The following is a 22,553-nucleotide window of genomic DNA, read 5'->3' on the forward strand; positions in this document are numbered from 1 at the left end:
GCAGCTCACAGGCCGTCGTAATAGCCCGCCGGCACCGGCACCACGGCGCCTGTGTGCAGCTCCTCGTCGATCACCTCGCTCAAGGGGCGCAGATGAAACTTGATCTGCCCCGACGGCAACATCAGCCCCACATCCGGGTTGCGCCCGTCGTCCATGTTGGCCGTCTTGAACTCAAGCCCGGGATAGGCGGCCACCAGAGCCGTGAGCGAGGGCACCACCAGCTCTATGTGCTCCAGCCCCGCCTGATGGGCGCGGCCCGCCTTGGGGGCGGCCAGCTCGATGCAGGGAACCGTGACCTGCTGCCAGCAGACGGGTTGATGCAGGCGATAGGTGGCGATGGGGCGGCCCCCTATCATCCCCTCCACCAGCAGCACCCCATGGCGCGCCAGCGTCTCTTTCAGGGCGAGGTATTCCGGCAGGGTGGCCGCGCGGTAGCAGAGATGATCCACCTGGGGGGCCTCGCACTCCCCCATGAGGGCGTGCATTTCAGTGAGCAGTTGGCAAACGAATGGGGCCATGGGCCCCAGCGTGGTATCCAGTGGATGAGACATGATCACCATTTCTTCTTGGGTTGGAACAGGACATCGAGCTCGTCCGCTTCTTTGTCCTTGATGTTTTGCAGCTCCTTCTCGCTGTGCTGCTGCAGATGCTCTTCCAGCTGGCGCATCCCCTGGCGCATGTCCTCTTCCCGCGCCAGCAGGTAGGGATCCTTGTCGGAGACATTGGCCAGGGCGCCGAGCCCCTTGGTATAGAGCTGACGGCAGGTGCCGTACTGCCCCTGGATCTGGGCATCCATGGCCCGCTTGATCAGGTTGGCGATGTTGATCTTGAGCTGCATCAGCTCGAGGCGGCGATCCTCCTGGGCGAACCCCTGAGGATCAATCTTGCCCTTGTTGTGCTCGACCCGCAGCACGGCCCGCATCTTCTTGGCCAGTTGCAGCATCTGGATCGCCTGACGGTCGGACTCTGGGGTCTTGAAGTGCCCCTCGTCCTGACTGCTGTAGTTCTCCTGCACGTTCTTGATCTGGGTCTGGACGTCGAGGATGCGCTGCTTGACCTGGGGGTTCGGCATCACCTGCACTATGGCGCGGTAGGCATCCAGGATCCGGTGTTGCAGCAGCAGCACCATGTTCTTGGAGAAGGGCACCAGGTTGACGTTCAGCAGCACCTCTTCGGTCTCGTCCGCCACCGCCTTGTGGCGGGCGATGGCCTGGCGCTTGTCGGCTTCCGCCTTCTGTTTGTATTGCTGCACCACGTTATAGGCGATGACCAGAAACAGGAGTGCGCCAATCGACAGCAATATCAAGGTTAAAATCATAGGGTATTCACACTCCTGTCCCAATCCAATTGCGTGATCCTACAACAGCTTACCCGCATAGGGTAGCGCCCAGATCGCACCTTGCCTCACAACAACGCAAGGGAGCCGCAGCGAGGGCGATGCCCAGGGCCTCATGCTCCATATCGCCCGCCGCCCCCATTACTTGAGGCAAAACCCCTTCGACTGGAGGAATCCCAGCATGAAGGGACGCGCCTCCTTGCCGAGGATGGCCTTGATCTGTCCGCTCCAGGTCTGCACCTTGTTGTTGCTGCTGCGGGCCAGGTAGTAGTCGTGGATTTGGCTGTCGTATTGCGCCAGCAGGGCGCGATCAAGCGTCTCTGGATAGCGGTTCTCGTGCACCACCAGCGCGCGGGGCAGCCGCGGCTTCTGCTCCGGCTGCTGGGCGGGATGGCCCAGACAGAGACCGAACAGCGGGATCACCTGATGGGGCAGCCCCAGCAGCTCGCTCACCGCCGCCGGGTTGTTGCGAATGCCGCCGATGTAGACGCCACCCAGGCCCAGGGACTGGGCCGCCAGCAGGGCATTCTGGGCCATCAGGGCCCCGTCGATGGCCCCTATCATGAGCTGCTCCACGAAGCCGGTCTGGGCCTCCGGCACTATCTGGCTGTGGCGTTGATAGTCGGCGCAAAACAGCAGGAACTCCGCCGCCTCGGCCACGTAGGCCTGGTGCCCGGCCAGCTCGGCCAGGGTGGCACGCAGCCCCTTGTCCGTCACCCGGATAAGGCTGTTGGCCTGCAGGAAGCTGGAGCTGGAGGCGCTCTGGGCGGCGCTCAGTATCTGATCGAGTTGCGAGGCGCTGATGGGCTCAGGGGTGAACTGACGAATGGAGCGATGGGAAAGGATGAGATCTATGGTCGGGTTCATGGTGCCTCCAAAATGAAGGTCACACTGTACCCAAAAAAAGCGAGGGGCCCAAGGCCCCTCGTCACCCTCAGGGGGCAGGATAGACATAGGGGGCCTGCAGCCCGAGCGGGAAGCCCAGCGCCCAGTAGAGCAGCAGGAAGCAGGTCCAGCTCACCAGGAAGGCCAGGGAGTAGGGCAGCATCATGGAGACCAGGGTGCCGATGCCGGTGCTCTTCACATACTGCTGGCAGTAGACCACCACCAGGGGGAAGAAGACCATCAGTGGAGTGATGATGTTGGAAGCGGAATCCCCTACCCGATAGGCGGCCTGGGTCAGCTCCGGCGAGATCCCCACCGCCATCAGCATGGGCACCAGGATGGGGCTGATGAGCGCCCACTTGGCCGAGGCCGACCCCACCACCAGGTTGACGCTGGCGGTGAGCAGTATCATGCCGACTATGGTCACCTCCCCCGGTAGCGCCAGGGCGTGGAGCACCTCGGCGCCGGAGAGGGCCAGCAGGGTCCCCAGGTTGGAGTCACCGAACGCCTTGATGAAGAGGGCGCAGAAGAAGGCCATCACCATGTAGGAGCCCATCTTGTTCATGGTGGCCGACATGGCATCGATCACATCCTTGCCGCTCTTGAAGCTCCCTGCCACGAAGCCGTAGACGATGCCGGGCAGGATGAAGAGCAGGAAGATGAGGGGCACGATGGACTTCATCACGGGTGCCGCGAAGGTGGTGAGCGATCCATCCGGTGCCCGCATCGGCGAGTCGTCCGGGGACAGGGCCAGCCCCAGCAGCACCACGGCCGCCAGCATGGCAAACCCGGCCCAGTTGAAGGCCCGGCTCTCCTGCGCGCTGTAGCACCCCATCTCGTCGGCACTCTCCAGATCCTCGTTGAGGGGCACCTGCTTGAGGCGCGGCTCCACTATCTTCTCGGTGACAAACCAGCCCACGCAGATGATCAGCAGGGAGGAGGCACCGGTGAAGATGATGTTGCACAGGGTGTTGACCATGTAGTCGGGGTCGAGCAGCTGGGCCGCCGACTGGGTGAACCCCTGCAGCAGGGCATCCCCGCCGGAGGGGAGGAAGTTGGCGGCGAAGCCGCCGGAGACCCCGGCAAAGGCCGCGGCTATGCCCGCTAGCGGGTGACGGCCCGCCGCATGGAAGATGATGCCGCCGATGGGGATCACCAGCACATAGCCCGCATCTGCCGCCGTATGGCTGACGATGGCCACCAGGATCAGCATGGGGGTCAGGAAGCGCGCCGGGGTGACCTTGAGCAACTTCTTCAGGCCGGTGTTGATGAAGCCGGACTGCTCGGCCACTCCAACCCCCAGCATGGCCACCAGCACTATGCCAAGGGGCGCAAAGCCGGTGAAGGTGGTGACCATGCTGGCGAGAAACTCGGCCAGCCCTGCCCCGGTCAACAGGTTGTTGACCACCACGGCCTCCCCGGTGCGGGGATTGACCAGATCGAAGGAGAACTGGGAGCCTATCCAGGAGCCGACCCAGACGATCAGCAAGGCATAGAGGAACAACATGGCGGGATCCGGCAGCTTGTTGCCCGCCTTCTCGACCCCGTTCAGGAAGCGGTTCAACCAGCCATTGGGACTGGCCGGACGCTCGTTCACTGCGGCTTGACTCATTATGGTGATACTCCATTACCAAGGAATGAGCGCGCATACTAGCGATAACGTCTAATGAATCCCATGATATGAGACAAAAATTCGATTAATTATGTTTAATTTGGCATGTCACGCTCCTGAAATGGGACATGCCGCACACTTATCGGCAAGGTTCTCAACGACTTGCCAGCGGATAGTGGCCAAGCTTGCAGCGGATCCCAAAGCCTGCCGCCGCCACCTCCTCCGGGGTCATGGGGGGGCTGAACAGGAATCCCTGGAAGACGTGGCAGCCCTGGGCCCGCAGGGCCGCCAGCTCGTGCTCGTCCTCCACCCCTTCCGCCAGGATCCCGAGCCCCAGGCTGGTGGCCATGGCCACGGTGGCCCGGATCACCGGCAGGTTCAGCCCGACCACGAAGGAGCGATCCAGCTTGATGGTGTCGATGGGCAGGCGGTTGAGGTAGGCGAGCGACGAGTAGCCGGTGCCGAAGTCGTCGATGGCGATCTTGATCCCCTGCTCGCTCAGGGCGTCGAGGATCTCGATGCAGCCCTTCATGTCCAGCATCAGCACGGTTTCGGTCAGCTCCAGGGTCAGCAGGCCCGCCTCGACATTGGACTCCCTGAGCTGCTGCGCCACCTGCCCCGGCAGGGAGGCGGAGAGCTGGAAGCCGGAGAGGTTGACCGAGACCGGCACCCGCACCTGCCATTGACGCTGCCACTCCCCCATCTGGGCCAAGGCGGTGGCGAGCACCCAGCTCCCGATTTCACGGATCAGCCCCATCTCTTCGGCAAGCGGGATGAACTCCACCGGCGAAACGTGCCCGAGCACGGGGTTGTACCAGCGCAGCAGGGCCTCCAGACCGATGAGCTTCCCCTGGGCCACGTCCACCTGGGGTTGATAGCGCAGGCTCAGCTCCCCCCGGCCGACGGCCTTGGCCAGAAACTGCTTCAGGGTGAGCTTGCGGTGCAGGCTCTGCTGCATGCTGGGGGTGAAGCGCTGCCAGCGCAGGCGCCCCATCTGCTTGGCCTGGTACATGGCCATGTCGGCGCGGGTGATGAGGTTGTCCCCGTCGTCCGCGTCGTCCGGATAGATGGCGATGCCGATGCTGCCGCCTATGGTGACCTCGGGCACCCCGCTCAGCTGCAGCGGCTTGCTCATCTGGGAGAGCATGAGATCCGCCACCTCCTGCGCCCGCTCGCTGGCCTGACCGAGGGGCACCAGGGCGGTGAACTCGTCCCCACCGAGGCGCGCCAGCTCCACGTCCCGCGGGCAGATCTGCTTGAGCCGGCCGGCCACCCGCTCCAGCAGGCGATCCCCCGCCTTGTGGCCATAGTTGTCATTGACCAGCTTGAAGTTGTCCAGATCCATGAACACCAGGGCAAAGCGCCCCCCCAGGCCGCAGTAGGCCTCGAGGGACTTCATCAGGCCGTAGCGATTGAGCAGGCCGGTGAGGGAGTCGTGCCAGGCCAGGTGACGGTGTTCCAGCTCCTCGAGCTTGCGATCCGTGATGTCCCGCATGGTCAGCAGGATCCGGGCCCCCTGCTGGATGTGGCGGAACTGATACTGGAACCAGCGCATCCCCTTCCGGGTCCGGCACTCCCCCTCGGCCACCACCTCTCCCACCCGGGAGAGCCGGGTGTAGAAGGCCTCGTCGTCACCGGAGAAGACCTGGGCAAGCCGGGTGATGCCAGTGCCAAAGCACATGTCGAAGTGGTGGTTGCCGCTCTCGAGGCCCCCCTCGTTGTCGAACAGGCAGGCCAAAGTGTCGCCGGTGGCGAGGGAGGACTCCTGATAGAGGGTATCGGCATCGATGACCGCCTCCGTCATCATCATCTGGCGCCCGGCGAGCTGGATGCCGGAGAGGCGCAGATAGACCTGCTTCTTGACCCCCTTGGGGGAGAGGGTCCACCACTCGTTGTAACTGCGATCCTGTTGAAAATCACCGAGATAACGCTGCAACAGCAGATCGATGGCAGCGGCCATGTCGGCCGAGAAGTCGCGGGATTGCAGCTCGGCCAGGGAGCTCGCCTCCCACAATCCCAGGGCGGAGCCATTGGCCCAGTAAATGTGGTGACGCTGGATGTCATAGACCCAGATGGGCGTATGGAGCACGTCCATTGCGGTAAGCAGGCGTTCGTCTAGCGTATTCATGTTGCGTGATGATTCATGCTGAAAGCTCATGGCAGAACCAGCCTGGATCCGTCTTTGGCAAACGCGTCCGTGCTGGTACAAAATCCGTTCCGACCCATAATCTGGAAACAGGCAGCTGAAAAAGGGCCGAAATCATATGAAAACGCTACATGTGATCCCCATGGTCAGAAGAAATGGGCTCACACTGGTACTGTTGGGCATGGTCATAACCATTACTATGATTTTTATACTTTTTTTCTTTCCTGAACAACTACTAATGCCGGTCATCTTCCTCCTGCTGACGGGTCTGATGACAATTCTTGTCGGGGCGCTGAAACTGGCTGAGCCTCATTTTAGTCTCTCTCTGTGTCAGGATTGTCTGCAATATCACCATAAGTACGGTGGCTGGATCCTGAAATGGAGAAATATTCAGCGAATTGACCAGCCACGTATCCATTTAGGGTGGGATCTGGTGCCCCTGCCCTACATTGGTTTGAAGATTAAGGATTACGACGATTTCTTGACGCTGATCACACCCAGGCTGGCCGTTCGCCTGCTGACCGAGCAGCGCGCCGTGCTGTTGCAGGCCATGAACAGCGAGCGCCCCGACTGCCTCACCGGAGGCTGCGGCAGCGGTCTGCTGGGCGAGGGGTTGCTGGAGGAGAGCCGCTTTCGTTCCCCCTCTGGCCAGCAGTACGATGGGGTGATCGCCATGCTGGGCAACCGCATGGCCAGGCTGCGGGATCTGCTGGGTTATGATCTGCTGGTGCCGGACAACAGCCTGGATCGCCCCCCCGCCGACTTCGTCCATCTGCTCAATCAGTACCAGCGCGAGTCGAATCTAATCCAGATCAATTAAACGCCGGATTGCGCTTGCCAAGCCTGGCGACTCTTCATAAGGTCACTGGCTTGTTACAAACACCCCCTAAGCCGCTTATGAAGTACATCGAAGAGTTCTATCTGTTCGTCAAGGTGGTGCAAGAGGGCGGTTTCTCCCACGCCGCCGCCGCGCTGGGCATGCCGACCGGCACCATCAGTCGACGCATCTCACAACTGGAAGAACAGCTCGGGTGCGCCTTGCTGCACCGATCCACCCGCAAGCTGCGCCTCACCGACGAGGGGCTGCGCTATTACGAGCGCCTGTGCACGCCGCTGGCCGAAATCGAGCAGGCGACCGGCGAGATCCAGGGCCAGGAGAGGGACATCAGCGGCCTCATCCGCCTCGCCGCACCCATCGCCCTCTCCAATACCATCCTGGTCGACATGCTGGCGGACTTCGGTCTGCGCTATCCCGGGGTGCAGTTCGACATCAGCCAGACCAATGACCACACCCCCCTCTGCGATCAGGACAGGGATCTGGTGTTTTTCAACGGCGAGCTCTCCCAGACCCTGCCCAATGCCATCTGCCTCGGCCACATCGAGTACGGCCTGTTTGCCTCCCCCCTCTATCTGGAGAAGATGGGCATCCCCTCCCACCCGGCCCAGCTGGAAGAGCACGATCTCATCTACTGCTGGCCCCACCAGCACTGGCAGCTGAGCGGTCGGGATCAGCAGACGGTGCAGATCAAACGGACACCGCGCCTGAACGTCAACCAGACCCAGGCCGCGGTGCGGGCGGCCCGGCGCCACCTCGGCATCGTCAATGCCCCCCTGCACTATGTGCACCCCTTCCTGCAGGACGAGCAGCTGGTCGCCGTGCTGCCGGACTGGCAGTCGGGCAAGCGCCCCTTCTACATGCTCCAATGCCAGCCCCAGTTCACGCCGTTGCGTGTTAAGATGTTTGCCGATTTCGTCGAGAAATACTCCGCACGCTATCGCCATCATCAGCGGGACGATCAATTTTTGCCGGCCATGCCGCTGCCCGTTGCATCTGACGGTTGATCGCCCACACTTAGCGCAATCCTCGTTGCACAGGTCGGCTAACACTATGAATGTATTGATATGTGATGACTCGGGGTTCGCTCGCAAGCAGTTGATGCGCGCCCTGCCTGCCGGCTGGAATGTCACCCTGCACCAGGCCGCTGACGGCCTGGAAGGGGTTGAGCAGATCCTGATGGGCCACGGCGATCTGATCTTTCTCGATCTGACCATGCCGGAAATGGACGGCTATGGCGTGCTGGAGACCCTCAAGCGCGAGGGGCTGCGCAGCAAGGTGATCGTGGTCTCCGGCGACATCCAGCCGGAAGCCCACGCCCGCGTCATGGCCCTCGGGGCCCTCGATTTCATCAAGAAGCCGGCCTCGCCCGAGAGCCTGCTCGCCCTGCTCGTCCGCCACGGCTTGTGGCAAGCGGCGCCCCAGCCGGCCGCCGCCCCCGCCCTTGCCACCGCCGGTCACGCCCCCCTCGAGAGCACCATCCAGTTCACCCCCGAGCTGCGGGATGTCTATCAGGAGCTCGCCAACGTCGCCATGGGCCAGGGGGCCGATCTGCTGGCTCGCCTGCTGGATGCCTTCGTGGTGCTGCCCATCCCCAACGTCAACGTGCTGGAGGTCTCAGAGCTGCACATGGCCCTCTCGGCCGCCGCCGAGTCGGACACCCTCTCCGCCGTCTGCCAGGGCTTCATCGGCGCCGGCATCGCCGGCGAGGCGCTGCTGCTGTTCCACGATGCCAGCTTCCAGGATCTGGCACGCCTGATGAACCATCAGGGGGTGCTGGATCACAACGCCGAGCTGGAGCTCTTGATGGATACCGCCAACGTCTTGATCGGGGCCTTCCTGCGCGGCTACGCCAACCAGCTCGACACCCCCTTCAGCCAGGGCCACCCCGTGGTGCTCGGTCAGCACAGACCCATTAGAGATCTCATTCGTACCAACCAGAGCCGCTGGCGCCGCACCCTGGCCATCGAGATCAACTACCGGGTGCAGGGTTATGCGGTGCAGTGCGACCTGCTGCTACTGTTCACCGAAGACTCCATCGCCACCATGAACAACAAGATCATGCATATGCTCTAGCGCTAGTGGTGTGACCCCATCGCCAGCATCAACAACACAGACTCAGGCACCAGGAGTGACCATGGAAATCCGGGAATTTCATTGGCTGATGAACATAGTCCAGAATCTGGACGTGGGGCTGGTCGTGCTCGACAAGGGCTACCGGGTACAGGTATGGAACGGCTTCATGGAGAGCCACAGCGGCCGGCTGGCCGGCGAGGTGCGCGATCAGGTGCTGTTCGACCTCTTCCCCGACGTGGACCGCGCCTGGCTGGAACGCAAGGCAAACATGGTGTTCAAGCTCAACAACCGCGCCTTCAGCACCTGGGAGCAGCGCCCCTATCTGCTGCGCTTCTCCAACTATCGCCCCATCACGGGCTCGGCCCCCCACATGTACCAGAACCTGACCCTGGTGCCCCTGGCCGATTTCGGCGGCGAGGTCACCCATCTGGCCATCATGATCTACGACGCCACCGACGAGGCCATGCTGATCACGGGCCAGCGCCAGGGATGATCCCTCGGCGCAGAGACACAAGAAGGGCGCCATCAGGCGCCCTTCTTTTCATGCTTGCCGATCACCCTCAGCCGTTCAGGAACTCGGTGAACGCATCTATCACCTCGTCGATGTCGTCATCGGTGATCTGCAGATGGGTCACCAGCCTCAGCTCCCCGTAGCCGGAGAAGAGGATGCCGCGCTCCTTCATGAAGCCGAGCAGGGTGGCGGGATCTCCCTGGGTCAAGCGCAGGAACACCATGTTGGTCTGCACCTCTTCCATATTGAGCGAGATACCGGGCAAGGAGGCCAGCCCCTCAGCCAGGCGCCTGGCACGGCGATGATCGTCCGCCAGCCGGGTGACGTGCTGATCCAGGGCAAACAGCGCAGCCTGGGCCAGGATCCCCCCCTGACGCATGCCGCCCCCCAGCATCTTGCGCAGCCGTCTGGCCCGCGCGATGAAGCCATGGGAGCCCACCAGCAATGAACCGACCGGCGCCCCCAGCCCCTTGGAGAGACAGACGGAGATGCTGTCGAAGGGGGCCGCTATGGCCGCGACCGGCTCGCCACTCGCCACCACCGCATTGAACAGACGGGCCCCGTCCAGATGCAGCAGCAAGCCGTGCTCATTCACAAAATCGCGCATCTCGCGCAGGTAGGACAGCGGCAGCACCTTGCCGTTGTGGGTATTTTCAAGGCACACCAGCCGGGTCTGGACGAAGTGGGCATCATCGGGGGCGATGGCGGCCCGCACGTCCTTGAGCGCCAGGGTACCGTCGGCTTGCATGGGAACAGACTGCAGGGCCACAGAGCCCAGCACGGCAGAGCCCTGCGCCTCGTAGCGATAGATGTGGGAGGCGGAGCCCAGCACGGCCCCCTCCCCGCGCTGGCAGTGGCTCATCATCGCCAGCAGGTTGGACATGGTGCCGGATGGCACGAACAGGGCCGCCTCTTTGCCCAGCAGCTCGGCACCCCGACGCTCCAGCGCATTGATGCTGGGATCTTCCCCGTAGACATCATCGCCCACCTCGGCGTGCAGCATGCTCTGGCGCATGGCTTCCGTGGGTTGGGTCACGGTATCACTTCGTAAATCGATATAGCGCATGTCATCCTCCTGATGCAGGAGCATGACATTAACCAGCCGGCACCATGCTGGCAAGGGATGGGGGGCGGGAATGTGAGCCCGGCGGCTCACCAGGGCAGCGGCTGGCCGCGCAGGTCCACGAAGCGGCCGGAGTGCGCCAGGGTCAGCGAGGCCAGGAGATCCAGCAACTGCGGCGCCACCAGGGCGGGATCCTGCAACAGGGCGGGGTCAAGCCCCTGCCGGAAGGGTTGCTGCATGGGGGTGTCCATGAGCCCGGGGTGAACCGTGATGACGCCGGCGCCGGGGAAGCGCTCGGCCCACTCGGCGGCCAGGATCCTGGCCCCCATGTTGAGGGCCGCCTTGCTCATCCGGTAGCTGTAGCGCCCGACGGCCTCCAGGTTGCCGGTCCCCAGGCTGCCCGCCAGATCCGAGAGAGAGCAGAGCCACAGCCGGCTCTCGGGGGTCATGAGCCGGCTCAGGCTGGCACCCAGGGCCAGGTGGGGCCAGGCATTGGCCTGCAGGCTTTCCCCCAGCCACTGGGGGCTTACCTCCTCCACCCGCCTCTCCGGCATGTGATTGAGATCGTGCAGCAGGCCTATGGTGTTGATCACCACAGTCGGCAGCGTGGTGGTGTCATAGAGGGTGAACAGTGCCTCGAAGGAGAGCGGATCCACCTCCTGCAACGGGAAATAGCAGGCGGGATCCAGCCCTTTGGGCAACTGTCTGCCCGCCAGCAACCACTCTTCGCCACGGCTGGCGAGTTCATGGGCCAGGGCCCCCCCCAACCCGCCACTGCCCAGGATCAGATAACTCATCTGCGTGTCCTTGGATTTGTCCATTGCTTAGAGGGTATCAGAAGAATGGCGCCCTGCCGGGGCCTGCAGCCTCAGGCCTCTGCCAGATGACGGCCGAACTCCCGCGCCCGCGCCAGATCCAGGAAACCGTCCGCCTGCTTGTGGCTGCGCAGGAACTGGTAGTAGGCAAGCAGGGTCACCAGATGCTGCTCGTCCGGCAGCGGCTGGCCGGGTAGCCTCTCCTGCACCAGCGCCCCTGCCGCCGCCAGCGCGTCCCTGTCCACCACCTCGGCCTGGCGGTAGAGATAACCGCAGCCGGTGGCGAGCCACTCCAGGGAGCAGTTCGCCCCCATGGCGATCTGGTTCGCCTTGCCAAGGCCGGGCTCGGCCCCTTTCAGATACTTGCGGATCAGGGCCTCACTCAGCCCCACCTTGCGGGCGAAGGCGCTGACGCTGCCCTCCCCGATCAGGCTCTCCAGCCTGGCGGCAAATCCTTCCATCACCACCTCTCCATCGTCTTTCTGGCCCGTTTCTGCGCCCGGGCACCGTTATCGGTCAGAACCATAGTTCGAATTCGCGAGGGGGGCATTATTGCCTTGTCCGCCAGAAGAGACCAAGATGCTGGCAGCATTGATTCTGCCTTTTTTTGTCCGTCTCTTTATCCGTAGAGGAGTCACCATGTCCGTATCCCGTCTTGCCCTGCACCATCAAGGCCCCACCTTCTCCCGCCTCATCATGGGCTACTGGCGCCTGATGGAGTGGCAACTCTCCCCGGCCGCCCTGCTGGATCTGATGAAATACCACCTGGATCTCGGGGTCACCACCATAGATCACGCCGACATCTATGGCGGTTACCAGTGCGAGGAGGCCTTCGGCCAGGCCCTGCGTCTGGAGCCCTCCCTGCGCAGCCGGATGGAGCTTGTCAGCAAGTGCGGCATCGCCCTCACCGCCAAGCAGGAACACGCCCTCAATCACTACAACACCAGCAAGGAGCACATCGTCGCCAGCGCCGAGGCCTCCTTGCAAAAGCTCGGCACCGATCACCTGGATCTGCTGCTGATCCACCGCCCGGATCCCTTGATGAATGCCGACGAGGTAGCCGAGGCCTTCATCAGTCTCAAGCAGGCGGGCAAGATCAAGCACGCCGGTGTCTCCAACTTCACGCCCCACCAGTTCGCGCTGCTGCAATCCCGCCTGCCCTTCCCCCTGGTCACCAACCAGCTGGAGATCTCGCCGCTGCATCAGGAAGGAACGCTGGATGGCGCCCTGGATCAGTGCCAGCAACTGGGCATCAAGCCCATGGCCTGGTCCTGCCTCGGTGGCGGACGGCTGTTCAACGATCCCGCCTATGCCCCGCTGCGGGCCGAGCTCGAGCAGATCCGCCAGGAAGTGGGCGCTCAGCACATAGAGCAGGTGGTCTACACCTGGGTGATGATGCTGCCGAGCCAGCCGCTGCCGCTCATCGGCTCGGGCAAGCGGGAGCGGATCGCCGCCGCCGTGGCGGCCGAGTCCATCCAGCTCAACCGCCAGCAGTGGTTCCGCATCCGCAAGGCCGCCCTGGGTTACGATGTGCCCTGATCCCGCCCGCCACTGAGCGTGAGGCAAACAAAAACGGCATGGAGCGATCCATGCCGTTTTTCGTTATCGAGACGATTCAACGATGGCGCTGGGGGCGACCACGAGGTGCATCTGTCTTCGGTTTGGCCTGGTTGACTGTGATGGTCCGGCCACCTATTTCGGTGCCGTGCAACTCGGCGATGGCCTTCTCGGCATCCCCGTTGACAGGCATTTCAATGAAGCCAAACCCCTTGGACTGACCGGTATCGCGATCGATGATGATATCGACCTTGTCTACCTGCCCAAATTGGCTGAACACATTTGTCAGTTCGTCGGCCGTCATCCGGTACGACAGATTACCTACGTAAATCTTCATGCCATCCACTCTCGATTCAAGGTGCCTTCTCTATGCATCCACCGACCTGGAGTAAGGGCACAACCCCCCTGCCGGACCAGCCATGGCATCATGCCGTGGCACTCCCTGCCTCGAGGCCCAAGTCGTTGATCTCTTGGACTATCGGAGCAGGAAAGATCAATTCGAATCAGAGGGAGTATCTGAGCTTTGCGATAAATTGTCGAGAAAATAGTCAGGCTGGCTGCAGCACGGCCAACAAGTTGCTCAGGGCGCGGCGGCTGTGCCAGGCCCGTTTAAAACCAAAGCGATAGACACCGGGGGCCACCTCATGGGTGCCTTCCCGGGTCAGCCCCAGCAAGGCGGTGGCGTCGGCCAGGGTCTCCCCATCCAGCCCCAGATCCAGGCTGAAGTCGAGCCACTGACCGTCGTGCCCCACCTTGCGATCCCTCTCTATGCCCACCAGTGCCGCCCTCGGCAGGGCCAGGGCCCTGTCTTCGCCACCGTTGAGCAGGTAAAGGTGATGGTCGTCCCAGGCGAGCTCCGCCAACCGCCAGCGCTGCCAGTTGCGCGGCAACACCATCATCACCAGCACTATGCCGCCAAACACCAGACCGACCCAGGGCAGCAGCCCCATCTCGGGATAACCCAGCAAGAGCGCGGCCACCACAGTGCCCAGGCTCGCCAGCAACAGGCAGATCATGACCCCGTAGAAGCGCCGCGCCGGGGGCATCAGCCAGTTCACGCCCCCCCGCGATGCCAGTTCACTGACTCTCATTTCATCCTCCTCACATGATGGAAACGGCCCTGCCGCCCTGTGTTGGCCCGCATTGTGCGCGAGCCCGCCCATGGGTTGCAACCGGCACGGCAGCGCGGATGACGACTGGCCGCAACTCTTGGTATGCTTGGGGCTGTCTGAGCCCGCCATCTTCAGGAGTCCCATGTTCGCCACTGCCCTGCTGTTCACCACCAGCGCCCTCTATGCAGAAGCCATCGGCGGCTACGCGGCCGGTTGTCTGAAAAACGGCGTATCCCTGCCGCTGACGGGACCCGGCTATCAGGTGATCCGCACCAAGCGGCTGCGCTATTACGGTCACCCCGATCTCATTCACTACTTGCAGGGCCTGGCCAACCAGACCAGGCTGGCCGGCATGCCGGATCTCTATATCGCCGATCTCGCCATGGCCCGTGGCGGCCCCTTCACCTCGGGCCATCGCAGCCACCAGACCGGCCTCGATGCCGACATCTGGTTCCGGATGGCAAACCGCCCCATCAGCAAATGGGAGCAGGACGCCCCCAAGGAGTGGGCGCTGATCGATGAGCCCAGCTACAAAATGCTGCCGGGGCGCTTTGGCCCCCAGCAGCTCAATCTGCTGCGCCTCGCCGCCAGCAAGCCCGAGGTGGCGCGCATCTTCGTCAACCCCGTCATCAAGGCCGAGGTGTGCAAACGGGCGGCCGATGAACCCTGGGTCGCCAAGCTGCGCCCCTGGGTCGGCCACTTCAGCCACTTCCACGTCAGGTTGCGCTGCCCGGCGAACAGCCCGGATTGCCAGCCCCAGGCCCCCATCCCCCCCGGCAACGGTTGCGATGCCGAGCTGGCCTCCTGGCTCAAGGACAAGCCCCAGTTGCCCAAGGTCTCCATGAGCTACCGTGCCCCCGTCTTACCGAGGCGTTGTGAGGGTTGACCACAAGCTGCTATGGTGAGCCGATATCCGTCAGAAATTTCAATGGAGAACAACAAGATGGCCACTTCACTCCGGCACAGGGCCACCCAGTACCTGCTGACTTTCACCCTGCTGCTGGGATTGACCGGGTGCGGCATGAACAACATCCCCACCCTGGATGAGCAGGTCAAGGCGAGCTGGGGCCAGGTCGAGAACCAGTACCAGCGCCGCGCCGATCTCATTCCCAACCTGGTGGCCACCGTCAAGGGCTACGCCAGCCACGAGCAGGAGACCCTGAAAGCGGTCACCGATGCCCGCGCCCGGGTCGGCAGCGTGCAGGTGAGCGACCCCTCCCAGCTCAAGGCCTTTGAAGCGGCCCAGGATCAGCTCTCCAGCGCCCTCTCCCGCCTGATGGTGGTGGTCGAGCGCTACCCGGATCTGAAAGCGGATCAGCAGTTCCTGACCCTGCAGGCCCAGCTGGAAGGCACCGAGAATCGCATCGCTGTGGCCAGGCGCGACTACATAGAGGCGGTACGCCAGTTCAATACCGAGATCCGCACCTTCCCGGGGGTCATCTGGTCCAAGCTGCTCTATTCGGATCTCGAGGCCAAACCCAGTTTCAGCGCCAAGCCCGGTGCCGATGAGGCGCCCAAGGTCAGCTTCCAATGACCATGATGTTGCGCGCGCTGCTCCCCTTGCTGCTGCTCTGGACGGCAGCGCTGCAAGCCGCGCCGAACTTTCCGGCCCTGAGCGGACGGGTGGTGGATGAGGCGGCGCTGATGTCACGCAAACAAGCCCACCAGCTGACCCAGCAACTGGCTGCCTTTGAAAAGCGCAGCGGTATCCAGCTGGTGGTGGTCTCCGTCGACAGCCTAGATGGGGAGACCATAGAGGAGTACGGCTACCAGCTCGGTCGCCACTGGGGCATAGGCCAGAAGGGCAAGAACAACGGTGTGCTGCTGCTGATCGCCCAGGATGAGCGCAAGGTACGCATCGAGGTGGGCTATGGCCTGGAGGGCGCCCTGCCCGATGCCATCGCCGCCAACATCATCCAGACCCGGATCCTGCCCGCCTTCAAGCGCGGCGACATGGTGGCCGGCGTGGTGGCCGGCAGCCAGGGCATCATGCAGGCCCTGGCCGGGGAATACCAACCGGTGGACAACGCCAGCAAGGAAGACAAGCTCGGCGGCCCCTGGCTGTTCATCCTGGTGGTGGTCGTGATGCTAGTGCTGCACAACCTGCGGGGAGGCGGTGGCGGCGGTGGTCGCGGCCGGCGCCGCGCCGCTTACATGGCCGGCGGTTTCGGCGCCGGACGCTCCGGCGGTGGCTTTGGGGGCGGCGGCGGTTTCAGTGGCGGTGGTGGCAGTTTTGGGGGCGGTGGTGCCTCCGGTGGTTGGTAATCAGGGAGCAAGAGACAAGACGATGATTTCAAAACAGTTCTATCACACCTTGCAGGCCAGGGTACGACAAGCCGAGCAGGCCACGGACGCCGAGCTGGTCACAGTGCTGGCCCCCGCCAGCGATGGCTACCGCTACATCCCGACCCTCTGGGCCGCGCTGCTGGCCATGCTCACTCCCCTGCTGGTGTTCCAGCTCGGCTTCTGGCTCGGCTGGTACGAGATCCTGCTGGTGCAGTGGTCGGTCTGGCTGCTGCTGAGCCTGCTGTTCCACTGGACCCCCATCAAGATGCGGCTGATCCCGAAAAAAGTGCGTCAGCACAGGGCGGCCCTGATGGCCCGCCTGCAGTTTGTCGAGCAGGGACTGCACCGCACCCGCGATCGGCTCGGGGTGCTGATCTTCGTCTCGGTGGCCGAGCACTATGTGGAGATCCTGGTGGATGACGGCATAGCCCAGCACATAGACAACGCGCTGTGGCAGCAGATCATCGACGACTTCGTGGTGCGGGTGCGCAACAAGGAGGTGGAACAGGGTTTCCTCGAGTGCGTGGATCGCACCAGCGCCATCCTGACCGATGCGTTTCCGGCCACCCGGGATCAAAACGAGTTGCCCGACAGCCTGATCATTTTGGACAAACCCTGAAGCGGCTTAAAAAACCGGCATTCTGTGCAAGGGATAGGCATTCGATAAAGATTCTGAAAAATAAGGGGAAAAGTGTTTGACCCCGAGTCAGCTTTCCCCTAAATTACGCCCCGTTCCAGCGCAACGGCGCAGCGAACGACGTGGTGATTGAACACGTTAAACAGCAGTCGAAAATTTGGTGAGGTGTCCGAGTGGCTGAAGGAGCACGCCTGGAAAGTGTGTATACGGCAACGTATCGAGGGTTCGAATCCCTCCCTCACCGCCAAATTATAAGAAACCGACCTCAGGGTCGGTTTTTTTGCATCTGGTGGCATAAGAACGCCCGATGCCGATGGAGGGAGGGTGAGAAGCCTCGCCGGGTTCGAGCAGAGCAGCTTGCTGCGATGAACGGCCAGAGGCCGCCCCGAAGGGGTGAGCCACGCAGTGGCGAATCATCCCTCCCTCACCGCCAAATAAAGTAAAAGGGCCTGTCGCAAGACAGGCCCTTTTACTTTATTTGGTGATGGGCGGCTCGGTTCGGACCCTGGTTCGACAAGAGGGCAGGACAGCCCGCTTGGACAGCTGAAGGCTGCCCGCAGGATGAGCGCCAGGGATGGCGCGAGTCAATCCCAACCCACCGCTACACAGTGCCGGCTTCCACTACCACTCCTCGCCCGTCACTCTTTTTTCATCACCGAGCCGTTGGCGCAATCTCTCTACACTTCACCAAAGCCCCACACGCCCGTTTGCTGCCATGCAGGCACCCGCCGGCCCTCATGATCCCGCAGCTCGGGCCGACACAGGAGGATGAACCCGTGCCGGTCTGCCTTCGAATATTGCTCACCGATTGTATTTCGTTTTGAAAAACTGATAGTTAAATGACTACACTAGCCACACACAACGCATAGGGATATGGACAAATGAGTCTTATTGGTTTGCTGCTGGCCCTGGCTGCCATCCTGGGTGGCAACATCATCGAGGGGGGACACCCCAGCGCCCTGCTCGATCTCCCCGCCTTTCTCATCGTGATCGGGGGCACGGTGGGTGCCGCCCTGACCCAATTCCCCTTCTCCGTGGTCGGCAAGACCTTCAAGCGTTTCAAGTGGCTCATCTCTCCCCTGCGCCTCGACATGCTGGAGCAGGCCCAGCTGCTGGAGACCCTGGCAGGCAACGCCCGGCGCAGCGGCATGCTGGCACTGGAGGGGATGATCGATGACATCAAGGATCCCTTCCTGAAAAAAGGGGTGCAGATGATGGTGGATGGCTACGAGAAGACCAAGATCCACGAGGTGCTGGAAAACGAGATCGAGTTCGAGCAGGAAGATCTCGAGCAGACCGTCAAATTCTACGAGGCCATGGGGGGCTACTGCCCGACCATGGGGATAGTCGGGGCCGTGTTCGGTCTCATTCACGCCATGGGACTGCTGGATGCGCCGGACAAGCTCGGGGGCGCCATCGCGGTGGCCTTCATCGCCACCATCTACGGGGTCGGCGCCGCCAACCTGATCTTCCTGCCCTTTGGCAACCGCTACAAGGGCTTCGCCCACCAGATCCGCCACTACAAGGAGATGACCCTGACCGGCATCCTCTGCATAGTGGACGGCGAGTCACAACAGCGGCTGCAAGTGACCCTTGAACCCTACCTCGGAGGCCATGGTGGCGAAAAAGAAAAAGGCTGAGGCACCGGAGAACCATGAGCGCTGGCTGGTCTCCTATGCCGACTTCATGACCCTGCTGTTTGCCCTGTTCGTGGTGCTCTACTCCTTCGCCATGGCCAAGCAATCGGAGACCCGGGTGCTGATCCAGGGCTTTATCGAGTCTCTTGGCAAGATAGGCCTCATCTCTCTGCCCGCCGGCTCTCCCGTGATGCAGGGGGGGACCGGCATCCTGGAGCCGGAGTCCAAGACCACGCCGAGCACCTCCCAGAAGGAGGAGGTGCTGGACACCCAGGCGCCGGCCGCCGCGGCCGATCCCTTCAACGAGACCATAGGCGCCTCGGAGAAACCCAGCACCACCGAGTCATGGCCCCACAAGACCAAGGAGCAGGAGTGGGCCGCCCTCACCAAGCAAAAGCTGGATCAGCAGCTCAAGAGCCAGATTGAATCCAAGGAGATCGAGGTGGAGCAGCTCGGCAGCCAGCTGGTGATCCGCATCGGCGAGAAGACCCTGTTCCCGGCCGATTCGGCCTTCCTGCAGCCCCAGTTCATTCCCCTGGTCAACAAGGTCTCCGACGTGCTGGCCGATATTCCGGGCATGGTGGTGGTCACCGGCCACACCGACAACTCCCAGGCGCCGGTGGAGCTCTATCGCAACAACTGGGAACTGTCGGTGCTGCGGGCGGCCACCATAGTCCATACCCTGCTCACCAACCCCAAGCTGGACTCGCGGCGCGTCATCGCCCAGGGCGTGGCCGACACCCAGCCCCGCTTTGCCAACGACACCCCGGCCCATCGCCAGGCCAACCGCCGGGTGGAGATAGTGCTCTCCCAGGGCAAGGCGGCTGAACAAGCCCTCCCCCTCCTCCCCCCCTGATGAAATGACCCCGCCATGCGGGGTCTTTCGTTTTGCCGATTAGTTTATTTCTCAAGCGGATCGGCTGTTTTCCCCACCACGTAAAAGCAATTGAAAATGATTCTCAAATGAGAAAATTGACCCCGCTAGCAAAACGCGATTTTCCTCCCGTTGATTAATAATTAATCCTTTGAAATGACATGTAAATCAGTATGGAACTGGCATAATACGTAGCATCCTTGTTAAGTCACATGATTAATTCGGTTAGGGAAAACACCTATGTTTGCTGATATTGCTGTCCAGCATTGGGCCTTTGCTGTCTACGTCATTGGGGCCATCTGCATCTGCCTGACCATGATAGGCGTCGCGGCCTTGCTGGGGGGACGAGCCTATGGCCGTGCCAAGAACAGACCCTTCGAATCGGGCATCGATTCCGTCGGCAATGCCCGTCTGCGTTTCTCCGCCAAGTTCTACCTGGTCGCCATGTTCTTCGTCATCTTCGACGTCGAGGCGCTCTATCTCTTCGCCTGGTCCGTCTCCGTTCGGGAAAGCGGCTGGGTCGGTTTCGTCGAAGCCACCATCTTCATCACCCTGCTGCTGGTAGGCCTCATCTACCTGTGGCGCATCGGTGCCCTCGACTGGGCCCCGAAGAAACGCGTCCTGACTGACAAGAAGCCAGACTGATTTACCGATTATCCCTTTGAGGTTGCACCATGAAGTACACCCTGACCCGGATTGACCCGGATGCGCCCGTTGAGCGCTACCCCCAGGAACAGCGCCAGACCGTCGATGACCCGCTGGCGCAGCAGGCGACCCGCGGCATCATGATCGGGCGCCTCGAAGAGGTGCTGCAAGACACCGTCAACTGGGGCCGCAAGAACTCCCTCTGGCCCTACAACTTCGGCATCTCCTGCTGCTATGTGGAGATGTGTACCGCCTTCACCTCCCCCCATGACGTGGCCCGCTTCGGCGCCGAAGTCATCCGGGCGTCGCCCCGTCAGGCGGACTTCATGGTGATCGCCGGTACCCCCTTCATCAAGATGGCCCCCGTCATCCAGCGCCTCTATGAACAGCTGCTCGAACCCAAGTGGGTCATCTCCATGGGCGCCTGTGCCAACTCGGGCGGCATGTATGACATCTATTCCGTGGTGCAGGGGGTGGACAAGTTCCTGCCGGTCGATGTCTACATCCCAGGCTGCCCGCCCCGTCCCGAAGCCTTCCTGCAGGCCCTGATGCTGCTGCAGGACTCCATCGGCAAGGAGCGCCGCCCCCTCTCCTGGGTGGTGGGTGATCAGGGGATCTACCGTCCCCAGATGCAGGCCGAGAAGGATCGCAAGCGGGAAGAGCGCATCCAAGTCACCAACCTGCGCACGCCGGATGAGATCTGATCATGAAACTGACTCGAGAATTCCCAAGCAACTACACCATGGCCCAGGGGCAGATGGCGGATCACGCCAATGCCCAGGTGGTCGGCGAGCTGTTCGCCCACTTCGGTGCCGAGCGCTTCACGGTGCAGAGCTCCCGTACCGGGGTGCCGGTGCTCTGGCTCTCCCGCGATCTGCTGCTGGATGTGATGGGCTTTTTGCAAAAGCTCCCTTCCCCCTTCGTGATGCTGTTTGACCTCAGCGCCACCGACGAGCGGATGCGCAGCCATCGCCACGGCCTGCCGGGCAGCGATTTCACCGTCTTCTATCACCTCATCTCCATCGACCGTAACGCCGACGTGATGCTGAAGGTGCCGCTGATGGAGAGCGATCTGCACCTGCCCACCGTCAGCCGCCACTTCCCCAACGCCAACTGGTACGAGCGGGAAGTCTGGGATCTGATGGGCATCACCTTCGACGGTCACCCCCATCTCACCCGCATCATGATGCCCAAGAGCTGGCAGGGACACCCGCTGCGCAAGGACTACCCGGCCCGCGCCACCGAGTTCGATCCCTTCATGCTCGATGCGGTCAAGCAGGATCAGGAGCAGGACAACCTGCTGTTCAAGCCCGAAGAGTGGGGCATGGCCCGTGGCAACGAGAACGAGGACTACATGTTCCTGAACCTCGGCCCGAACCACCCCTCGGCCCACGGCGCCTTCCGCCTGGTGCTGCAGCTCGACGGGGAAGAGATCCGCGACTGCGTGCCCGACATCGGCTATCACCACCGCGGTGCCGAGAAGATGGGCGAGCGCCAGTCCTGGCACAGCTACATCCCCTACACCGACCGGGTCGAGTACCTGGGCGGCGTGATGAACAACCTGCCCTATGTGCTGGCGGTCGAGAAGCTGGCGGGGATCAAGGTACCCAACCGGGTCGACATGATCCGGGTGATGATGGCGGAGCTGTTCCGCATCCAGAGCCACCTGCTGTTCCTTGGCACCTATATCCAGGACGTGGGGGCCATGACGCCGGTCTTCTTCACCTTCACCGACCGGCAGAAGATCTACACCATCATCGAGGCCATCACCGGCGCCCGCATGCACCCGGCCTGGTTCCGCATCGGTGGCGTGGCCCACGATCTGCCCACCGGCTGGGCCCGTCTCATCCAGGACAACCTGCTGAGCTGGCTGCCCAAGCGCTTGATGGAGTATGAGAAGGCCGCCATGCGCAACAGCATACTGCGCGGTCGCACCATAGGGGTCGCCGCCTACAACACGGCGCAGGCGCTCGCCTGGGGAACCACGGGGGGCGGTCTGCGGGCCACCGGCCTCAACTTCGACGTGCGCAAATGGCGCCCTTATTCCGGCTACGATCAGTTCGAGTTCGAGGTGCCGGTGGGCAGCAACGGGGATGCCTACGACCGCGCCACCGTGCGCATCGAGGAGATCCGCCAGAGCATGCGCATCATAGAGCAGTGCATGAAGAACATGCCGGAGGGGCCCTTCAAGGCGGATCACCCGCTCACCACGCCGCCCCCCAAAGAGCGAACCCTGCAGGACATCGAGACCCTGATCACCCACTTCCTGCAAGTGTCATGGGGCCCGGTGATGCCGGCCGCCGAGTCCTTCCAGATGATAGAGGCGACCAAAGGCGTCAACAGTTACTACCTGACCAGCGACGGCTCCACCATGAGCTACCGGACCCGGATCCGGACCCCGAGCTTTGCCCACCTGCAGCAGATCCCCTCGGTGATCCGCGGCCAGATGGTGTCGGACCTCATCGTCTACCTGGGCAGTATCGATTTCGTTATGTCAGATGTGGATCGTTGAGTCCTCTCGCCCCG

General features: G+C 62.5%; 24 protein-coding genes, 1 tRNA gene and 1 other RNA gene. 16 read left to right on the forward strand and 10 right to left on the reverse strand.

Going from position 1 to position 22,553, the window contains the following annotated elements:
* Positions 1 to 5: 5 nt before the first annotated feature.
* From HB860_RS08760 to HB860_RS08780, 5 genes are all read right to left on the reverse strand, one after another.
* Positions 6 to 560, reverse strand: a complete 555-nt coding sequence (locus HB860_RS08760; protein WP_247626371.1) for a VOC family protein — start codon at positions 558 to 560, stop codon at positions 6 to 8.
* Entirely contained in the window at positions 554 to 1,318 is a 765-nt protein-coding gene (locus tag HB860_RS08765; protein ID WP_247626372.1) for a DNA repair protein, read from the reverse strand. Before HB860_RS08765 ends, HB860_RS08760 begins: the two co-directional genes overlap by 7 nt.
* 159 nt (positions 1,319 to 1,477) lie before the next feature.
* The gene (gene nfsA / locus HB860_RS08770) at positions 1,478 to 2,203 is read right to left on the reverse strand and encodes an oxygen-insensitive NADPH nitroreductase (protein ID WP_139745560.1); all 726 of its coding nucleotides are present in this window, start codon (positions 2,201 to 2,203) and stop codon (positions 1,478 to 1,480) included.
* Positions 2,204 to 2,270: 67 nt separating this feature from the next.
* Complete coding sequence (locus tag HB860_RS08775; protein WP_247626373.1) at positions 2,271 to 3,833, reverse strand: AbgT family transporter; 1,563 nt, start codon at positions 3,831 to 3,833, stop codon at positions 2,271 to 2,273.
* 154 nt (positions 3,834 to 3,987) lie between these two features.
* On the reverse strand, positions 3,988 to 5,928 hold the full coding sequence (locus HB860_RS08780) for a putative bifunctional diguanylate cyclase/phosphodiesterase (protein WP_247626488.1): 1,941 nt from the start codon (positions 5,926 to 5,928) through the stop codon (positions 3,988 to 3,990).
* Positions 5,929 to 6,250: 322 nt separating this feature from the next.
* Between HB860_RS08780 and HB860_RS08785 the strand changes: the two genes are divergently transcribed.
* The 4 genes from HB860_RS08785 to HB860_RS08800 all read left to right on the forward strand — a co-directional run bounded on the left by HB860_RS08785 (position 6,251) and on the right by HB860_RS08800 (position 9,383).
* The gene (locus tag HB860_RS08785) at positions 6,251 to 6,799 is read left to right on the forward strand and encodes a DUF2982 domain-containing protein (RefSeq protein ID WP_236661596.1); all 549 of its coding nucleotides are present in this window, start codon (positions 6,251 to 6,253) and stop codon (positions 6,797 to 6,799) included.
* Between the two features lie 77 nt (positions 6,800 to 6,876).
* The gene (locus HB860_RS08790; protein ID WP_247626374.1) at positions 6,877 to 7,821 is read left to right on the forward strand and encodes a LysR family transcriptional regulator; all 945 of its coding nucleotides are present in this window, start codon (positions 6,877 to 6,879) and stop codon (positions 7,819 to 7,821) included.
* 46 nt (positions 7,822 to 7,867) lie between these two features.
* Positions 7,868 to 8,890 (forward strand): response regulator, encoded by a 1,023-nt coding sequence (locus HB860_RS08795; protein WP_247626375.1) that lies wholly within the window; start codon positions 7,868 to 7,870, stop codon positions 8,888 to 8,890.
* Between the two features lie 61 nt (positions 8,891 to 8,951).
* Positions 8,952 to 9,383, forward strand: a complete 432-nt coding sequence (locus HB860_RS08800) for a PAS domain-containing protein (RefSeq protein WP_042650276.1) — start codon at positions 8,952 to 8,954, stop codon at positions 9,381 to 9,383.
* A 67-nt stretch (positions 9,384 to 9,450) separates the two neighbouring features.
* On the opposite strand, the gene ltaE is transcribed toward HB860_RS08800, so the two are convergent.
* From ltaE to HB860_RS08815, 3 genes are all read right to left on the reverse strand, one after another.
* A complete protein-coding gene (gene ltaE, locus HB860_RS08805; RefSeq protein WP_247626376.1) occupies positions 9,451 to 10,467 on the reverse strand; it encodes a low-specificity L-threonine aldolase in 1,017 nt (338 codons plus the stop codon).
* Positions 10,468 to 10,553: 86 nt separating this feature from the next.
* Positions 10,554 to 11,261, reverse strand: coding sequence for a short-chain dehydrogenase (locus HB860_RS08810; protein WP_247626377.1), 708 nt, complete (start codon positions 11,259 to 11,261; stop codon positions 10,554 to 10,556).
* 71 nt (positions 11,262 to 11,332) lie between these two features.
* Positions 11,333 to 11,740 (reverse strand): XRE family transcriptional regulator, encoded by a 408-nt coding sequence (locus tag HB860_RS08815; protein WP_247626378.1) that lies wholly within the window; start codon positions 11,738 to 11,740, stop codon positions 11,333 to 11,335.
* Positions 11,741 to 11,918: 178 nt separating this feature from the next.
* On the opposite strand from HB860_RS08815, the gene HB860_RS08820 reads away from it, so the two are divergent.
* A complete protein-coding gene (locus HB860_RS08820) occupies positions 11,919 to 12,818 on the forward strand; it encodes an aldo/keto reductase (protein WP_247626379.1) in 900 nt (299 codons plus the stop codon).
* A gap of 76 nt (positions 12,819 to 12,894) precedes the next feature.
* Here HB860_RS08820 and HB860_RS08825 read toward each other — a convergent pair whose 3' ends face one another.
* Together HB860_RS08825 and HB860_RS08830 are read right to left on the reverse strand one after the other, a co-directional pair.
* Complete coding sequence (locus HB860_RS08825; protein ID WP_081805676.1) at positions 12,895 to 13,173, reverse strand: RNA recognition motif domain-containing protein; 279 nt, start codon at positions 13,171 to 13,173, stop codon at positions 12,895 to 12,897.
* 211 nt (positions 13,174 to 13,384) lie between these two features.
* Positions 13,385 to 13,927 carry a hypothetical protein gene (locus HB860_RS08830; protein WP_247626380.1) on the reverse strand — a complete coding sequence of 181 codons (543 nt, stop codon included), beginning with the start codon at positions 13,925 to 13,927 and terminating at the stop codon, positions 13,385 to 13,387.
* A 163-nt stretch (positions 13,928 to 14,090) separates the two neighbouring features.
* Here HB860_RS08830 and mepA point away from each other — a divergent pair, with 163 nt between their 5' ends.
* From mepA to nuoC, 11 genes are all read left to right on the forward strand, one after another.
* Positions 14,091 to 14,834, forward strand: a complete 744-nt coding sequence (gene mepA, locus HB860_RS08835) for a penicillin-insensitive murein endopeptidase (RefSeq protein WP_106886596.1) — start codon at positions 14,091 to 14,093, stop codon at positions 14,832 to 14,834.
* A 42-nt stretch (positions 14,835 to 14,876) separates the two neighbouring features.
* On the forward strand, positions 14,877 to 15,482 hold the full coding sequence (locus HB860_RS08840; RefSeq protein ID WP_247626381.1) for a LemA family protein: 606 nt from the start codon (positions 14,877 to 14,879) through the stop codon (positions 15,480 to 15,482).
* Positions 15,479 to 16,213 (forward strand): TPM domain-containing protein, encoded by a 735-nt coding sequence (locus HB860_RS08845; RefSeq protein WP_247626382.1) that lies wholly within the window; start codon positions 15,479 to 15,481, stop codon positions 16,211 to 16,213. The genes HB860_RS08840 and HB860_RS08845 overlap by 4 nt, the downstream gene beginning before the upstream one ends.
* Positions 16,214 to 16,235: 22 nt before the next feature.
* Positions 16,236 to 16,853, forward strand: coding sequence for a TPM domain-containing protein (locus tag HB860_RS08850; protein ID WP_139439743.1), 618 nt, complete (start codon positions 16,236 to 16,238; stop codon positions 16,851 to 16,853).
* A gap of 177 nt (positions 16,854 to 17,030) precedes the next feature.
* Positions 17,031 to 17,118: transfer RNA gene (locus HB860_RS08855), tRNA-Ser, on the forward strand.
* A 57-nt stretch (positions 17,119 to 17,175) separates the two neighbouring features.
* A non-coding RNA gene (locus HB860_RS08860) (RtT sRNA) lies at positions 17,176 to 17,304 on the forward strand.
* A gap of 448 nt (positions 17,305 to 17,752) precedes the next feature.
* Complete coding sequence (locus HB860_RS08865) at positions 17,753 to 18,511, forward strand: flagellar motor protein (RefSeq protein WP_025327212.1); 759 nt, start codon at positions 17,753 to 17,755, stop codon at positions 18,509 to 18,511.
* A complete protein-coding gene (locus HB860_RS08870; protein WP_247626489.1) occupies positions 18,486 to 19,364 on the forward strand; it encodes a flagellar motor protein MotB in 879 nt (292 codons plus the stop codon). The genes HB860_RS08865 and HB860_RS08870 overlap by 26 nt, the downstream gene beginning before the upstream one ends.
* 258 nt (positions 19,365 to 19,622) lie before the next feature.
* Positions 19,623 to 20,027, forward strand: a complete 405-nt coding sequence (locus HB860_RS08875) for an NADH-quinone oxidoreductase subunit A (protein WP_139434270.1) — start codon at positions 19,623 to 19,625, stop codon at positions 20,025 to 20,027.
* Between the two features lie 29 nt (positions 20,028 to 20,056).
* Positions 20,057 to 20,731, forward strand: a complete 675-nt coding sequence (locus HB860_RS08880; RefSeq protein ID WP_025327215.1) for a NuoB/complex I 20 kDa subunit family protein — start codon at positions 20,057 to 20,059, stop codon at positions 20,729 to 20,731.
* A gap of 2 nt (positions 20,732 to 20,733) precedes the next feature.
* Positions 20,734 to 22,539, forward strand: coding sequence for an NADH-quinone oxidoreductase subunit C/D (gene nuoC / locus HB860_RS08885; protein ID WP_247626383.1), 1,806 nt, complete (start codon positions 20,734 to 20,736; stop codon positions 22,537 to 22,539).
* Positions 22,540 to 22,553: the final 14 nt, after the last annotated feature.

Origin of the sequence: Aeromonas genomosp. paramedia (assembly GCF_023093515.1) — a bacterium.
In the GTDB taxonomy this organism is placed as follows: Bacteria; Pseudomonadota; Gammaproteobacteria; order Enterobacterales; family Aeromonadaceae; genus Aeromonas.

What these genes read in the sequence shown, in the direction of transcription:
- HB860_RS08815 (WP_247626378.1), bottom strand. Translation starts at nt 11,740, where the DNA reads ATGGAAGGATTTGCCGCCAGGCTGGAGAGCCTGATCGGGGAGGGCAGC.
- HB860_RS08880 (WP_025327215.1), top strand. Translation starts at nt 20,057, where the DNA reads ATGAAGTACACCCTGACCCGGATTGACCCGGATGCGCCCGTTGAGCGC.
- HB860_RS08760 (WP_247626371.1), bottom strand. Translation starts at nt 560, where the DNA reads ATGGTGATCATGTCTCATCCACTGGATACCACGCTGGGGCCCATGGCC.
- HB860_RS08830 (WP_247626380.1), bottom strand. Translation starts at nt 13,927, where the DNA reads ATGAGAGTCAGTGAACTGGCATCGCGGGGGGGCGTGAACTGGCTGATG.
- HB860_RS08825 (WP_081805676.1), bottom strand. Translation starts at nt 13,173, where the DNA reads ATGAAGATTTACGTAGGTAATCTGTCGTACCGGATGACGGCCGACGAA.
- HB860_RS08820 (WP_247626379.1), top strand. Translation starts at nt 11,919, where the DNA reads ATGTCCGTATCCCGTCTTGCCCTGCACCATCAAGGCCCCACCTTCTCC.
- HB860_RS08800 (WP_042650276.1), top strand. Translation starts at nt 8,952, where the DNA reads ATGGAAATCCGGGAATTTCATTGGCTGATGAACATAGTCCAGAATCTG.
- HB860_RS08870 (WP_247626489.1), top strand. Translation starts at nt 18,486, where the DNA reads ATGGTGGCGAAAAAGAAAAAGGCTGAGGCACCGGAGAACCATGAGCGC.
- HB860_RS08850 (WP_139439743.1), top strand. Translation starts at nt 16,236, where the DNA reads ATGATTTCAAAACAGTTCTATCACACCTTGCAGGCCAGGGTACGACAA.
- HB860_RS08845 (WP_247626382.1), top strand. Translation starts at nt 15,479, where the DNA reads ATGACCATGATGTTGCGCGCGCTGCTCCCCTTGCTGCTGCTCTGGACG.
- nuoC (WP_247626383.1), top strand. Translation starts at nt 20,734, where the DNA reads ATGAAACTGACTCGAGAATTCCCAAGCAACTACACCATGGCCCAGGGG.
- HB860_RS08810 (WP_247626377.1), bottom strand. Translation starts at nt 11,261, where the DNA reads ATGAGTTATCTGATCCTGGGCAGTGGCGGGTTGGGGGGGGCCCTGGCC.
- HB860_RS08780 (WP_247626488.1), bottom strand. Translation starts at nt 5,928, where the DNA reads ATGGACGTGCTCCATACGCCCATCTGGGTCTATGACATCCAGCGTCAC.
- HB860_RS08795 (WP_247626375.1), top strand. Translation starts at nt 7,868, where the DNA reads ATGAATGTATTGATATGTGATGACTCGGGGTTCGCTCGCAAGCAGTTG.
- HB860_RS08765 (WP_247626372.1), bottom strand. Translation starts at nt 1,318, where the DNA reads ATGATTTTAACCTTGATATTGCTGTCGATTGGCGCACTCCTGTTTCTG.
- HB860_RS08875 (WP_139434270.1), top strand. Translation starts at nt 19,623, where the DNA reads ATGTTTGCTGATATTGCTGTCCAGCATTGGGCCTTTGCTGTCTACGTC.
- HB860_RS08865 (WP_025327212.1), top strand. Translation starts at nt 17,753, where the DNA reads ATGAGTCTTATTGGTTTGCTGCTGGCCCTGGCTGCCATCCTGGGTGGC.
- ltaE (WP_247626376.1), bottom strand. Translation starts at nt 10,467, where the DNA reads ATGCGCTATATCGATTTACGAAGTGATACCGTGACCCAACCCACGGAA.
- nfsA (WP_139745560.1), bottom strand. Translation starts at nt 2,203, where the DNA reads ATGAACCCGACCATAGATCTCATCCTTTCCCATCGCTCCATTCGTCAG.
- HB860_RS08840 (WP_247626381.1), top strand. Translation starts at nt 14,877, where the DNA reads ATGGAGAACAACAAGATGGCCACTTCACTCCGGCACAGGGCCACCCAG.
- HB860_RS08790 (WP_247626374.1), top strand. Translation starts at nt 6,877, where the DNA reads ATGAAGTACATCGAAGAGTTCTATCTGTTCGTCAAGGTGGTGCAAGAG.
- HB860_RS08785 (WP_236661596.1), top strand. Translation starts at nt 6,251, where the DNA reads ATGACAATTCTTGTCGGGGCGCTGAAACTGGCTGAGCCTCATTTTAGT.
- mepA (WP_106886596.1), top strand. Translation starts at nt 14,091, where the DNA reads ATGTTCGCCACTGCCCTGCTGTTCACCACCAGCGCCCTCTATGCAGAA.
- HB860_RS08775 (WP_247626373.1), bottom strand. Translation starts at nt 3,833, where the DNA reads ATGAGTCAAGCCGCAGTGAACGAGCGTCCGGCCAGTCCCAATGGCTGG.